Raw genomic sequence first — 364 nt, 5'->3', positions numbered from 1 at the left:
ACCTGAACGGCGAGCTTGTAAATCGCCATGCGGAAGGCTTCTCTGGGGTTGATGCCCGCCATGTTGGCAGACCCCAGCGCGACCAACTCGATATAGAGGATCTTGTTCGCTTGATTCAAGCCAACCATCCAGAAGTGTTCCTGTCCTTGACCGATTTTATTCTCTCTACGGAGAATTTGGCGCATGATCAGATAAATATCTTCCGAACCCTTTACGGTGACTTTTTGTTGTTTGCTTAGTTTGACTTCCATTGCGAGACCTTTACTTTATAGTGCGGAAATGGAGATAGACCCTGAAGTATCCCCACAAAAATCCCCTTCGGTGTCAGTCGGCCAGGAGGGCGTTATGCTCATCGGCGACCCAT

General features: G+C 49.2%; 1 protein-coding gene. It reads right to left on the bottom strand.

Annotated elements, in window-relative coordinates:
• Positions 1–251: JAB domain-containing protein (locus tag BQ17_RS19655; protein WP_305118706.1), on the bottom strand; the 251-nt coding region annotated here is incomplete at its 3' end.
• Between the last annotated feature and the right edge of the window lie 113 nt (positions 252–364).

The sequence above is a fragment of the Candidatus Thiosymbion oneisti genome (assembly GCF_900092655.1).
Classification (GTDB): domain Bacteria; phylum Pseudomonadota; class Gammaproteobacteria; order Chromatiales; family Chromatiaceae; genus Thiosymbion; species Thiosymbion oneisti.
The sequence above is the reverse complement of the archived record's forward strand: the minus strand, read 5'-3'. Positions and strand labels throughout refer to the sequence as shown.